Source organism: Pseudoflavonifractor gallinarum (assembly GCF_014982855.1).
In the GTDB taxonomy this organism is placed as follows: Bacteria; Bacillota; Clostridia; order Oscillospirales; family Oscillospiraceae; genus Pseudoflavonifractor_A; species Pseudoflavonifractor_A gallinarum.
This window is the reverse complement of sequence record NZ_JADCKF010000007.1, coordinates 176,511-189,940: the sequence shown is the minus strand read 5'-3', so window position 1 is coordinate 189,940 and position 13,430 is coordinate 176,511. Positions and strand designations below refer to the sequence as shown.

Genomic DNA, 13,430 nt, shown 5'->3' with positions numbered 1-13,430 from the left:
CGATGTGCTCGCCGTACTTGCAGATGGGGGAACCCTTGGAAATGTCGCAGACAGCCAGCTTGTGATAGATGGTGATGTCCTGCCGGGCGGTGAGGGTCTTCTCCTCGTTGCCGCTGAGGTAGGTGACCGTGTCGCCGCTCTGAATGGCCTCAATGGCCACGGCCACATTGTCCTTGGGGTCAATGATCATTGCATTGCGCATGGTGGATATCTCCTTTCGGTCATGAGTGGATCAGATCTGAACCAGTGGGGGTATACAAACGGGTGTCTGTTTGGAAATACATTCCGGGCACCCGAAGAGCGCAGAGACAGGCTTCTGTTCTTAAATAAGAACAATGTTCTCATTACGGAATACTATATGTAACGTACCATTTCACGGGAGAAATGTCAATAGAAAACGGGGATATTGGGCGGATTTTGTGCTAAATACAGAGGTGAGAAATGTGCCGGACAGGCGTCGGACTTGCAAAATACAGGAGCCTTTGCTATGATGATAAAATATACCATCAAAAAATGCAATGGTCTGATCTGGATGGAGGAACCTATGGGACAGGAACAGCACCGTGCCACCACACGGGTTTTGGATATATTGGAGCACCTGGCGTCGGAAGGCGGAGCGGGGAAGACATTGACGGAGCTGTCAGTCGCCCTGGATGCGCCCAAGAGCAGTCTCTTTCCGATTCTGCATACGCTGGCGCAGCGGCGCTATGTGCGGCTGGACCGGGAGACCGGGCGCTATTCGGTGGGCATCTCGGCCTACGTGCTGGGGGAGGCCTATGGGGCCGGACGGCGGGAGAGCATTCTCCGGCGGGTCCAGGAGCTGATGGAGCAGGTGGCGCGGCGCTGCGAGGAGCCGTGTCAGTTGGCCATTCTGGACGGGGAAAACGTACTCTATATCGGCAAGGCGGACTCTGACCAGGCCATCCGCATGATCTCACGCCTGGGAAGCCGCCTGCCCGCCAATGCCACAGCGCTGGGAAAGGCCCTGCTGAGCGGTCTGGAGGACGACGAGGTGCGGCAGCGCTTCTCCCAGGGACTGCCACGGCTGACCGACCACACCATCACCGATCTGGAGCCCCTTCTGGCACAGCTCAAACAGGTGCGGGAGAACGGGATCGCCTGGGAAGAGGAGGAGTCCACGCCGCATCTGTGCTGTGTGGCCGTCCCGCTGCGGCAGCGGGGAGGCGTATTTGCGGCATTGAGCGTATCCATGCCCCTGTTCCGGGCCACACCGGAAAAGCGGGAGGGGGTCAGCAACTGTCTGCGGGAGGTGGCCTCTGAGATCAATACCCTGGCGGAGGAGCGGGGCATATCCCTGGATATTCTGTAAGAAACGTATGTGGAGAACGTGCCGGATCGATCCGGCGTTTCCGAGTGATTTGGAGGGAATGCGGTGCATTTGTTTTTGACAGGAGAGATCCAGGTGGGGAAATCCACGCTGCTGTCCGCTCTGCTGCACTCGCTGGGGCTGCCGGCCTGCGGATTTCGCACCTGCTGGAGGCGGACGGAAGCGGAGGATACCCTCCACCTTCTGCCCTGGGGGATGGATGCGGACTGTGGGGCGGACAATCAGGTGGCCCGGCGTCGGAATGGACGGGCGGAGATCCTGCCGGGCCGGTTTGACGCGCTGGGGCCGGAACTCCTGACACCGCGTCCCGGGTGTGCGGTGATGGTCATGGACGAGCTGGGCTTTTTGGAGCGAAACGATCTGCGCTTTCAGGAGGCGGTGCTGTGTGCGCTGGACGGGCCGCTTCCGGTTCTGGGGGTCATCAAACCCCGGCAGGAGCCCTTTCTGGATCGGGTACGGGCCCATGCGGGGGTGCAATTGGTGACAGTCACGCCGGAAAACCGGGACGACTTGCGGACCTCTGAGCTGCTTGCTGCCTGGTGTGCATCGGTCCGGTCTGAGTAAAAAATGGATAAAAAATAGGCCGGTCCCCTTTTCCGGGGACCGGCCTATTTTTGCGGTTTACTGTGCGGAGAGGTACTGTGCAGCTACGGTAGCTGCAGTGGCGGCGTCGGCGGTATAGGCATCAGCGCCGATATCCTCACAGAAGCGTTGGGTGACCGGGGCGCCGCCCACCATGATCTTGACCTGATCGCGGATGCCGGCGGCCTTGGCGGCCTCCACCACCTCACCCATGGCGGGCATGGAGGTGGTGAGGAGGGAAGAGCATGCAATGATGGAACAATTCTGCTCCATGGCAGTCCGGATAAAGGTCTCAGGGGCCACATCCACGCCCAGGTCAATGACCTCGATCCCCTGGCCCTCAAACATCATGCGGACCAGATTTTTGCCGATGTCGTGGAGATCGCCCTTTACCGTACCCAGGCAGGCGCGGCCCAGCGGGGCCGCATGGTCACCAGTCAGGTGGGGCTTGAGCAGCGCAGTGCCTGCATTCATGGCCTTGGCTGCCATCAGGACCTGGGGCACGAACATGGTGCCGGCCTTAAACTGTTCGCCCACGATTCCCATACCGGCCAGCAGACCATCCTCCAGAATGGCGCGGGGGGCGAGTCCTTCTTCCAAAGCGCGGGGGACCAGCTCCTGGACTAATTTGGTCCGACCTTTTTGGATGGCTTGCGAGAGTTCGTTCAGTGTGCTCATGTTCGATCAGATCCTTTTCGAAGAAGTTGTGTATGATTATAGCAAAGTGAGAAAAAAATAAAAAGTGACTGGGGGAAAAAAGTGATTTTCTGACAAAATGGGAAAAAATGAGCGGAGGAAAAGGGGAAAAGCCCGTCATTTGGACAAGAGAAGATTCTTCCATGCCAAAGGTGTGTGACATTGGCAGAGCGGCCGGCGTGTGGAACACGAGGTGGAAGCCATATTAAAGAGTGTTCCGCAATGGGATCTGCGGAATGAAACACATCAAATCAAAAGGGGTGATTTTGTGCGGGAAGAATCCAATAAGCAGCCGTGGGGCGCACTGGCGCTGCGGGTGGTGGCAATGATGCTGTCCCTGGGGGCGCTGCTGGCTGTGGCAACGCCGGTGCAGGCATCCGCAGCGCAGGGGCATACGGTGAGCCGAACGGTGATCCCCATGGGCCGTGCCGTGGGGATCAAACTGTTTTCCGACGGCGTTATGGTGGTAGGACTGGCCGATATCGAGACGGAAAAAGGGACAGCCAATCCGGCCAAGACCTGCGGACTAAAAGAAGGAGATATCATTACCCACCTGAATCAGGAAGAGGTGGACTCCATTGAAGAAGTGCAGGCCATTCTCCAGGAGACAGGAGGAGAGGCCATGAGCATCCGGGCCAAGCGGGGGGAAGAGGAGGTCCAGATGACGGTCCAGGCGGTCCAGTGCAGCACAGACGGCAGCTACAAGCTGGGGGCGTGGATCCGGGACTCCATGGCGGGGATCGGGACCATTACCTTTTATGACCCGACCTCCGGTGTCTTTGGCGCGCTGGGCCATGGGATCAGTGACATGGATACCGCCAAGCTGATGCCGCTCCAGTCGGGCAGCATTATGTTTGCGGAAGTGAGCGATGTGCAGAAAGGTGCCGTGGGGGCCCCAGGCCAGCTTCGGGGGGCCTTCCAGGTAGAGCAGGACCTGGGAGAGCTCTATGCCAACACCTCCAGCGGCATTTTCGGCACCTGGACCGGCGCGGAGCTGGATACAGGGATGGAGCCCATTCCGGTGGCTCAGCGGAGCGAGGTGCGCACCGGAAAGGCCACCATCCGCTCCAATGTGGCGGGCACGGAGATCAAGGAGTATGAGGTGGAGATTGTGCGCCTCTACCCGGAGAGCAGCGGAGAGCACCGGGACCTCATGCTCAAGGTGACGGACGAGACCCTTCTGAAGGAGACAGGGGGCATCGTACAGGGTATGTCCGGCTCCCCGATCATCCAGAATGGCAAGCTGGTGGGAGCAGTGACCCATGTACTGGTCAACGATCCCACCCAGGGCTACGGTATTCTGGCGGAGAATATGCTGAAAACCGCGGAAGAGAGCTAAGAGCACACACCGATAGAAAGCGCCCGGCCCTGGAAGATTAGCCTCAGCCAGTGATTTTGATTCTGTCCTTATTGAGATTGTGTGCCCTGTGCGCAAGGTGACAGATGAGACGCTTCCGAAAGCGGTTCGGGATGTACAGCGGCAGAGTGAGTGTCCAAATAGAACATGCCCCGGCGGTCTGGATGACCGCCGGGGCATGTCTTTGTGCGCTCAGGAGAAGGAAATATCATAGATGCCATATGCAGCTCTGGAATTCCAGTCGGGGGATGTCGTGAGCAGGAGCTTCACATTGGCGGCACGATTCAAGGGAAGGGAGATCGTTTGGGGTGCACCATCCCATTTGAGGTCATAGCTGGTACTCAGCTCCCCGTCCAGATAGACCTCCAGAGTGGAGTCATCCTCGTATGTTCCGTCCACATGGCCTACCGTAAAGGTCATGGTATTGTATTTCAAATCTGTATTCCAGAGAGAATAGGCCGCTTCTCCATTGTTGTCCTGAAGGAAGACGCCCTCCGTGATGTCCTTTCCAGATACGGTCATGTACTTTTCGGAATTGCTGCCGTCAAAGATCTTGCTCCACGAGTTTACCTGATAGGGGGGCAGCAGCTTCATCCAGCTGTCGGTTTGACCGGGGACCTCGCCCACATAGATGGTAGCGGTGTCGCCGTCCCAGGTGACCTCTTTCCCCAGGGCCTCACTCACGGCGCGGACGGGCAGATAGGTGGTGCCATTGCTGGCGAAGGGCTCCACCACGTTGCCATTGGGATCCTTGGGAGTCACTTCCTTGCCGTCGACGACCAGACGGATCCCCATGTAGTTGGCTTCGATTTTTTGGTGGTGACCGCGCTGGAGGCCAGCGCGACGCCGCAGAGCAGACTGGAAAGAGCTGCGGCGGCGATAATACGATTGCGAACCATTTTTTTCATATCAGATGCCCTCCCATTTTTATTTATCGAATTCTGATCATAAAAGCTTAAAAAATTTCTAAATCTTAACTTTAGTATCTACCTCTGGATCTGTTTTGTCAAGAGATGGGAGAAGGGAAGGACACCGGGTTGAAGAGATTCAAAGAGTCGGCATGAGAAAAAAGGGCAGTTTCAACACTTGCCTTCATTGGGGAGGGAAAGCACAGGCTTAGCCAGTGGTTATGACTAAAAGAGGAGGAGCTGGTAGTCATCGAAGAGAATGGCGGGGCTCCATCCCGCGGTATTGACGGGTGAGGAGTGTACACAGTTCTCCATAATATTTCAGGTATGCCTTCTGGGCCTGGCGGCGAAGGAACTGCCGCTCCTGAAAGGCCTTCCAGCGGCTGCAGGTTTTGTGACAGCCAGGTGTGTACGCGAGACAAGTGTTCTGACATGGAAGCATAAGATGGCTCCTCTCTATCCGTTGAATGGGGCATAAAGCCGTTCCGATTCGATTGGACTCACAAGCGCCTGCTCTGGTTGATTACCAGTATAAGGGGTGGACAAGAGAAGTTCTATCCAAGGGGTGTAAAGTTTGGATAAAACCTCTGTATAACTAGAGAGGATAAGACCGGGAAAAGAGCGGAAAATGGGGCACATATCCCGATTTTTTGCAGAGGATACGATTTGTTTACAGAAGCTGCAGTCCCCAAAAAAGCAGTCATATCCTGCTTTTGACAGGTAAAGTGGGGGAAAAGCTCTGATTTCTGTCAACAAAAGACGGAGAATGGATCGGAAAAGGCACTGGGAGCAGGAACATGCATTTACACAGATTTCACATGAGGTGCGTTGTTGTATTTACATGACCTATTTACAATGAAAGTGCGGAAACCAATGGGCCGGGCTGTAACACGCAAGAGAAAGATTCCCGGCCGACGACAGAGTGGTGGCTGGAGGGAGGTCCTGTCGGGCCATGCCCACACCACCGTTATACCGTAAGAACAGGAGTGGATTTCACAATATGAACCATATGAGCAGACAGGCCTGTGCGGCGCTGCTGTCCGGCGTCCTTCTGACGGCGGGAGCGCAGGCGGCGGTCATCACGACTTCCACCGACAAGATTACGCTGGGGGAGAACAGCAATACCTTTACGCTGGAGTTGCGTCTGGAGGAGGACAAGCCCTTTGCCGGAGCGGAGTTTGGAATCGATCTGCCGGAGAAGACGACCCTCACCCAGGTGGACTATCTGGATCAGGCCATCCGGGAGGCTTCCCACACTCCGGAGGTGGTGCGGGACGGCCGGGTCTATTTCGGATTTTACGGCGCCAGCAATGCCTTCCAGGGGGAGTACAGTGTGGCGCGGCTGACCTTTACCTATACAGGCAGTGAGGATGCCCTGCTGTCCCTTGGAACGTCCAATGTGGTTACCCTGAATGAGGATGGCACCACGACGGGGGACACCAGCTCGGCGCCCTTCCAGGTAAAGATTGAGCGGGAAGAGAGCAGCGGCGGAAGCGGCGGCTCAGGTGGTTCCGGCGGGAGTGAACGTCCAGAAGAGGACATCGACGAGGGGGAGACCCCGCTGAATCCCGGTGTCTTTACGGACCTGGAGGGACACTGGGGCAAAGACGCCGCGCTGCGCGCAGTGGAGATGGGGCTGTTCAGCGGTACGTCAGCCACCACGTTCAGCCCGGATATGGCCCTGAGCCGGGCCATGCTGGTGACCGTGCTCCACCGACAGGAGGGGACCCCTGCCGCAGCACAGGCGGCCTTTCAGGACGTGAGTGCAGGAAGCTGGTATGAGAGCGCCGTCAATTGGGCGGCGGCAGAGAACATTGTCTCCGGCGTGGGAGAGGGCCGTTTTGCGCCGGATCAGGCCATTACCCGGGAGCAGCTGGCGGTCATGCTCTATCGCTATGAGCAGTATCGGGGCAATGCACCGGCCTCTACGGGAGACCTGAGTGCCTTTGTGGACCGCGATCAGATCTCCCCGTGGGCGGAGGAGGCCATGAAGTGGGCTGTGGGCGCTGGAATTCTCAGCGGAAAGGATGGCGCGCGCCTGGATCCCCAGGGCAGCGCGACCCGCGCTGAGGCAGCCTCCATTCTGGTGCGCCTGCTGGATCGCTGATATACGGATTTTTTGTGCGGGGCATCCGGCGCTGTGAGCGGCGGATGCCCCTCCTTTGTCTTTGCTTCCTGCGGAAAGGGGAGAAGCGTCAAGGATTTGTAAAACCAGGACCGTGTGCCGGCAGCGGTATCCATGGAACAAAAAGCAGGGGGATTCTGGGCAAAAGAAAGGGAAAACCGTGCCCAATTTTCCAAAAAGAATGGAGGAAGCACAGACCGACGGAGCGGTGTGTAAGGAGATGGTATCCCGGAAGGGGGGCAAACTGACGGAGTCTTTGCCAGTCCTTTACGGGAGCCTGGTGGAAGGAAACGGGGCCGGACTGGTATAGTACTCTACGGATGAAAACGGAGAAACGATGCGAAAGGAAGACAAGTATGCTGGAACTCAATCACATCCGTAAGTCGTTTGACGGGACTCCGGTCCTGCATGATATTTCGCTCCGGGTGGAGGATGGCGAGATCGTGTCTATTCTGGGTCCTTCCGGCTGTGGAAAGACGACGCTGCTCAATCTGATCCTGGGCCTGACCGATGCCGACAGCGGAGAGATCCGCTACAACGGCGAGGATCTGACCCGCACTCCCATGGAGAAGCGGGGCTTCAACATCGTCTTTCAGGACTATGCCCTCTTCCCCAATCTGAATGTCTATAAGAACATCACCTACGGCCTGAAAAACCGCGCGCACCTGACCTCTCAGCAGGAGGTGGAGGAGCTCATCGACCTGCTGGGCCTGCGGGACCATCTGAGCAAGCGGGTGGACCAGCTCTCCGGTGGCCAGAAGCAGCGTGTGGCCCTGGCCCGCACCATGGTGATGAAGCCCCGCATTCTGCTGCTGGATGAGCCCCTCTCTGCCCTGGACGGCGTGATCAAAGAGTCCATCAAGGACCGGATCAAGACCATTGCCCGGGAGTATCACCTCACCACCATCATCGTGACTCACGACCCCGAGGAGGCCCTGACTCTCTCTGACCGGGTTCTGATCATTGATAAGGGAACCATCTCCCAGTATGCCAGACCCGAGGAGATCGTCCATCAGCCCAAAAACGACTTCGTGCGCAAGTTCATCCTCAATCAGCTGGAGATCAAGCGGGACAATATCTATGCCCTCTTTGGCCGGCCGAGCGTGGCTGCCGCTGTGTAACACACAATGCGCAAAAACATCGAACTTAAGCTGATCTTTTGGGCCATCGTGGCGCTCTTTGCGGCGTTTCTGGCAGCGCCGCTCCTCCTTCTCTTTGGAAAATCGGTGTGGGACGGCGGCCTTACGACGGAGTTTTACACCTCCGTTGTGGTCAAAAAGGGATTCCTTCCCGCCCTGGGCAACAGCTTTGCCGTGGCCTCCGCCGCGGCGGTGATCGCGGTGGTCATCGCGTTCCTGCTGGCCTACGCGGTACACTATACGGCCCTGCCCCTGTGGGCTAAGCGCCTCATCAGCGCCATCGCCACACTGCCCATGTTCTTGCCCACCATTACCTATGGCTTTGCCATCATTTACTCCTTTGGCAAGCAGGGACTCCTGACCCGTCTGCTGGGACGGCAGCTCTTTGATATCTACGGTTTCTGGGGACTGCTGGTGGGATATGTGATCTATACGGTGCCCACCGCCTTCCTGCTGATCCACAATACCATGGGATATGTGGATAAAAAGACGCTGGTGGTCTCCAAGGTCATGGGAGACCAGACCATGTCCACCTTCTGGATTGCGGTAGTGCGCCCCCTGCTGGGCACACTGGCCGGTGCCTTTATCCAGGCCTTTTTCCTGAGCTTTACCGACTTCGGTATCCCGGCCTCGGTGGGCGGAGGATATGATGTGATCGCCACGCTGCTCTACAATCAGATGCTGGGCGGCATCCCGGACTTCAACCGGGGCGCGGTGGTGGCCGTCATCATGCTCATCCCCTCGGTGGGAAGTATCTGCCTCCTCCAGATCCTGGAGCGCTTCAACATCCGGTATAACCGGATCTCCCCCGCGGAGCTGCGCCGCAACCCGGCCCGCGACGCCGGATGGGGGGCCGTGACAGCGGTCTTGTCGGTCCTGATGCTCTCCCTCTTCGCGGTCATCTTTGTGGTGCCCATGGTGGAGGACTGGCCCTACAAGACGGGATTTTCTCTGGAGCATGTGCAGACCGTGTTCGCCGACAGCGAACTGCTGACCGTATACCAGCACTCCCTCTTCATGGCCCTTGCTACCGCCCTTCTGGGAACGGTAGTGGCCTACGGAGCGGCCCTCATCACAGCGCGGAGCACGCTGGCACAGGGGTATAAGCGCACCGTGGAGAGCATCGCACTGGTGACCAACGCCATCCCCGGCATGGTCCTGGGCGTGGCCTACCTCTTCCTGTTCTCGGGAACTGAGCTGCAGAACACCCTGCTTCTCATGATCCTGTGCAATGTGGTGCACTACTTCTCCACCCCCTACCTGATGATGAAAAATTCCCTCTCCAAGATGAACGCCGGGTGGGAGACCACTGCGATGCTCATGGGGGACAGCTGGATCAAGACCATCCTGCGGGTGGTCACCCCCAATGCGCTCTCCAGCCTCATCGAGGTATTCAGCTACTATTTCATCAACTCCATGGTGACCATCAGCGCCCTGATTTTCATTGCCGGTGCGCGCACGATGGTGCTGACCACCAAGATCAAGCAGCTCCAGTATGTCAACAAGTTCAACGAGGTCTTTGTGCTCTCGCTGCTGATCCTGGCCACAAACCTGGTTGCAAAGGCGGCCTTTTCCTGCCTTGCAAATCATAAAAAGAAGAAACCAATCCAACAGACACAAGCTTAAAAAAGAGGAGAGAAACCAAAATGCATCTCAAGAAACTGATGGCCATGGGCCTTTCCCTCAGCATGGCGGCAGCCCTTCTGGGCGGCTGCGCCGCCGGCAGCGCAAGCACGGGCAGCGATTCCGGCAGCGGCGACACCGCACCCAAGGAGGAGCAGGTGGTCCTCTACTCCAACGCCGACGATGAGGCCATCACCGCGATGACCAACGCCCTGGATGCCAATGGCTACAAGGACAAGTACATCATCCAGACCTTTGGCACCTCCGAGCTGGGCGGAAAGCTGATGGCGGAGGGCAAAAATCTGGAGGCCGATCTGGTCACCATGAGCACCTTCTACCTCCAGAGCGCCCAGGATCAGAACCAGATGTTCCTGCCCCTGACCTTTGATGTGAACACCCTTGAGGAAGTGCCCGACTACACCGCTCCCATCACCTCGCAGGAGGGCGCCATCATCGTCAACACGGAGCTCATGGAGTCCGAGGGCCTGCCCATGCCCACCAGCCTGAAGGATCTGACCGATCCCGTCTATGCCGGTCAGGTGGCTGTGACCGACATTCAGTCTTCTTCCACTGCGTGGCTGCTCATCCAGGCGCTGGTCTCGGAGTATGGAGATGAGGGCGCGCAGGAAGTGCTCTCCGGCATCTATCAGAACGCCGGCGACCACATCGAGACCTCTGGTTCCGCGCCTCTGAAGCTGTGCCGCGCCGGTGAGCTGGCTGTGGGCTTCGGCCTGCGCCACCAGGCAGTGGCGGACAAGGCCGACGGCCTGCCCATCGACTATGTGGATCCCACCGAGGGCAACTTCTCCCTCACGGAGTCTGTGGCTGTGCTGGACAAGGGAGATGAGACCAATCCTCTGGCCATGGAGATGGCCCAGTGCATCATCGAGAATGCCCGCGAGGAGCTGCTGGCCACCTATCCCAACCCCCTCTATGAGGGCGAGACCTCGGATTCCGCCAACAAGTCCGCCTATCCCAAGACCTTCAGCGAGCCTCTGACTCTGGAGCTGTTCCAGAAGCACCAGGAGCTGTCTGAATCCGCTAAGCCCTGATAGAACCGATCATAACAGGGGGCGCACGGGTGTGCGTCCCCTGGTTTTTGTATGCCGAAAACCACTCGCTAGGCGAGTGGTTCAAAAGAAGGCTTGTGCCGATTATGGAGACAAAAAACTCCCTTTGCTAAAATAGAAGTGCGGTCTGCCAACTGCACAACCAAGCAAAGGGAGGTCATTCAAAATGAACGACGTAAATAGTTTATCGCATACAAGCTGGAATTGCAAATATCATATTGTGTTTGCTCCGAAATACCGAAGAAAAGTATTTTACGGGCAGAAACGGCGGGAGATAGGAGAAATCCTAAGAACGCTGTGTAACTGGAAAAAGGTGAATATCATCGAAGCAGAAGTATGCCCGGATCATATCCATATGCTGGTAGAGATTCCGCCGAAGTACGCGGTATCGAGTTTCATGGGATACTTAAAAGGGAAAAGTAGCCTGATGATTTACGAAAAATACCCTGAGTTGAAATACAAGTATCGGAACAGAGAGTTTTGGTGCAGAGGGTATTAAGGGCCATATAAAATAGGAAAACTGCAAATATAAGGCTTTTCGGAGCCTACAATCCGAAAAAATAAATAAAAGTCTATCACATTACGCTGAAAGCCGTCCGGGTAAAATCTGGGCGGCTTTTTTGCGTGGTGGACTTGGAAAGGAGGAAAATTTTTCGGTAGAAAATCAACGCTCATTTTTGTGCAATACACCAAAATTGAAGGAGGTTAGTGAATGGCAGATGACAAACTCAAAACCGGCCCGGAGCCCCCTGGCCCGGATCGTCCCGGTGACGCTCCTGCGAAAGAGGCTCCGCCAATCCAGGAGCCCCCGGTTCAGGAAACCGACGCGCCGGGGAAAACGCAAGAGCCCGCCGCGCCTGGTACGGGCCCGGCACTCCAGGCGGAACAGTCTGTTATTCCCGGTATGGGGGAGGACAATCCGGCCCGCTCTGCACTTGGGGAAGTAGTGGTTGATTTTGACAAGATCAACGAGCTTATGTCCCAGCGACGGGCAGCGGCGCATGGAGCCGTAGACAAATTAAAGGCTCCGGCTACTGATAAGGATGGTAAAGAGGCTCCTATCCCGGAGGAAAAAGCGCCGGAGGCGGATCAGCCGAAAAAGCGCCGGGGCCGCCCGCCGAAAGAGCAGGCCGGGCCGACTGCGGAGAAAAAGTCGAAAGCGGCGGAGCCCCGCACAGGCCGCCCGTCTAAGGTTGACAAGGCGGCCCGTGAGGAGGCCCCGCCCGCTGTTCGGGACAAAGTGTCCAGAGGTAAGAAATCTGACAAGGGCAAGGAAACGGGCTCCGGCGGTGCGCCTGTGACTAAAACCGCTCAGGCGGTAAAGCCGGGCAAGGCCGCTCCCGTCAAGGAGGCGGCAGTCCCGCCGCCGGAGATCAATCTGCCGCCCACGCCTGACGTGCCGCCCCGCCCGGTGGAAGAGGGAAAAATCGTCTATCTGAAAATGGCGGAGCTTCATCCGTTCCATACGTTCCGGGAGCACCCCTACAAGGTGCAGGACGATAAAGCGATGGACGATCTGGTGGGGACGATCAAGGAACACGGCATTATGACCCCCGCCACCGTCCGCCCGGAAAAAGATGGCAAGGGCTATGAGATTATCGCGGGCCACCGCCGCCATCACGGTGGTACACGGGCCGGGCTGGAGGAAATGCCCTGTATCGTCCGCGAGATGACCGATCTTGAGGCTGTCCGGGAAATGCGGAATAGCAACAAGCAGCGTGGCGATCCTCTCCCCAGCGAACTGGCAAAACTGCTGGATTTGGAGGTGGAGGCCATCAAACGCCAGGGGGCCCGCCCGAAAAATGAGAAAGAGGCGGAGGCCCTGGGTAAGCTCTCGGTGGAGATTGTGGGTAAGGAACACGACATGAACTATAAAAAGGTCATGCGGTATATCCGGCTCAACTCCCTGGTGCCGGAGCTTCTGGACAAGGTGGACACAAAGCAGATGGGCTTTATGCCTGCGGTGGAGATCTCGTATATCAGGCCAGAAAACCAGCGGCTGATTGCCGTTTCCATTGATGGGGAGCAGTCCTCCCCCTCGGTGGCCCAGGCGAAGCGGCTCCACGAGCTGGACAAGGAGGGCAAGCTCAACGGCGATGTGATCGACGGCATTTTAAGTGAAGAAAAAAAGGAGGATCGCGGTGTGATTATTTCGACTGCTGAACTGTCTAAGTATTTCGGCAAGGAGGTCACTCCTGCCAAAATGAAAGAGCAGATCATGGCGCTGCTGGACGAGTGGAAAGAGAAACAGCCGCCCGAACTGGCGCAGCCGGACAGGAAAAAGGACTTGGAGAAGTAACCGGGCCCCGCTTCTGGACACTTTGTCCAGAGGTGAACGCCCCGCGCCGGGGATGGGCTCTGTGGTGATATATCCCCCGTCGCCGGATATTTTGCAGCGCAGCCGGGAACGGGCAGTCAAGGGGCGGAACGTCCGCCGTTTGCGGCGGCTTGCCCTTGACGGCCTGGCCCGGCTGTGCTATTTCCGGCAAGGCGGCGGGGGTATATCCTCCAGAGCCGCCCCCTTTCCCATGAATGGGAAAGGGCGGGGGGATACACAGACGTTTTGCTCCAAACGAAAACAG

General features: G+C 57.4%; 12 protein-coding genes and 1 pseudogene. 9 read left to right on the top strand and 4 right to left on the bottom strand.

Features of this window, described 5'->3' with window-relative positions; genetic code table 11:
* Nucleotides 1-202: UxaA family hydrolase (locus INF37_RS09395; protein WP_193537899.1), on the bottom strand; the 202-nt coding region annotated here is incomplete at its 3' end.
* Nucleotides 203-487: 285 nt separating this feature from the next.
* Here INF37_RS09395 and INF37_RS09390 point away from each other — a divergent pair.
* Both INF37_RS09390 and INF37_RS09385 read left to right on the top strand, forming a co-directional pair.
* Nucleotides 488-1,330, top strand: coding sequence for an IclR family transcriptional regulator (locus tag INF37_RS09390; RefSeq protein ID WP_235964277.1), 843 nt, complete (start codon nt 488-490; stop codon nt 1,328-1,330).
* A 63-nt stretch (nt 1,331-1,393) separates the two neighbouring features.
* Nucleotides 1,394-1,912, top strand: coding sequence for a nucleoside-triphosphatase (locus INF37_RS09385; RefSeq protein ID WP_193537897.1), 519 nt, complete (start codon nt 1,394-1,396; stop codon nt 1,910-1,912).
* Nucleotides 1,913-1,969: 57 nt separating this feature from the next.
* Here INF37_RS09385 and INF37_RS09380 read toward each other — a convergent pair whose 3' ends face one another.
* Nucleotides 1,970-2,608 (bottom strand): corrinoid protein, encoded by a 639-nt coding sequence (locus INF37_RS09380; protein ID WP_193537895.1) that lies wholly within the window; start codon nt 2,606-2,608, stop codon nt 1,970-1,972.
* Between the two features lie 286 nt (nt 2,609-2,894).
* Between INF37_RS09380 and spoIVB the strand changes: the two genes are divergently transcribed.
* Nucleotides 2,895-3,965 (top strand): SpoIVB peptidase, encoded by a 1,071-nt coding sequence (gene spoIVB / locus INF37_RS09375; protein WP_193537893.1) that lies wholly within the window; start codon nt 2,895-2,897, stop codon nt 3,963-3,965.
* Nucleotides 3,966-4,175: 210 nt separating this feature from the next.
* Here the strand turns inward: spoIVB and INF37_RS09370 are convergent, their stop codons facing one another.
* Together INF37_RS09370 and INF37_RS09365 are read right to left on the bottom strand one after the other, a co-directional pair.
* A complete protein-coding gene (locus INF37_RS09370; RefSeq protein ID WP_193537891.1) occupies nt 4,176-4,778 on the bottom strand; it encodes a stalk domain-containing protein in 603 nt (200 codons plus the stop codon).
* A complete protein-coding gene (locus INF37_RS09365) occupies nt 4,742-4,891 on the bottom strand; it encodes a hypothetical protein (RefSeq protein WP_193537889.1) in 150 nt (49 codons plus the stop codon). Before INF37_RS09365 ends, INF37_RS09370 begins: the two co-directional genes overlap by 37 nt.
* A 1,000-nt stretch (nt 4,892-5,891) precedes the next feature.
* Here INF37_RS09365 and INF37_RS09360 point away from each other — a divergent pair.
* The 6 genes and pseudogenes from INF37_RS09360 (at nt 5,892) to INF37_RS09335 (ending at nt 13,147) form a co-directional block, all read left to right on the top strand.
* Nucleotides 5,892-6,998, top strand: a complete 1,107-nt coding sequence (locus tag INF37_RS09360) for an S-layer homology domain-containing protein (RefSeq protein WP_193537887.1) — start codon at nt 5,892-5,894, stop codon at nt 6,996-6,998.
* A gap of 374 nt (nt 6,999-7,372) precedes the next feature.
* Complete coding sequence (locus INF37_RS09355) at nt 7,373-8,137, top strand: ABC transporter ATP-binding protein (RefSeq protein WP_186964156.1); 765 nt, start codon at nt 7,373-7,375, stop codon at nt 8,135-8,137.
* A gap of 6 nt (nt 8,138-8,143) precedes the next feature.
* Nucleotides 8,144-9,781 carry an ABC transporter permease subunit gene (locus tag INF37_RS09350; protein ID WP_193537885.1) on the top strand — a complete coding sequence of 546 codons (1,638 nt, stop codon included), beginning with the start codon at nt 8,144-8,146 and terminating at the stop codon, nt 9,779-9,781.
* A 20-nt stretch (nt 9,782-9,801) separates the two neighbouring features.
* On the top strand, nt 9,802-10,830 hold the full coding sequence (locus INF37_RS09345; RefSeq protein WP_193537883.1) for an ABC transporter substrate-binding protein: 1,029 nt from the start codon (nt 9,802-9,804) through the stop codon (nt 10,828-10,830).
* A 184-nt stretch (nt 10,831-11,014) separates the two neighbouring features.
* Nucleotides 11,015-11,344, top strand: a pseudogene (tnpA, locus tag INF37_RS09340) (IS200/IS605 family transposase); the annotation flags it as partial.
* 216 nt (nt 11,345-11,560) lie between these two features.
* On the top strand, nt 11,561-13,147 hold the full coding sequence (locus INF37_RS09335; protein WP_193537881.1) for a ParB/RepB/Spo0J family partition protein: 1,587 nt from the start codon (nt 11,561-11,563) through the stop codon (nt 13,145-13,147).
* Nucleotides 13,148-13,430: the final 283 nt, after the last annotated feature.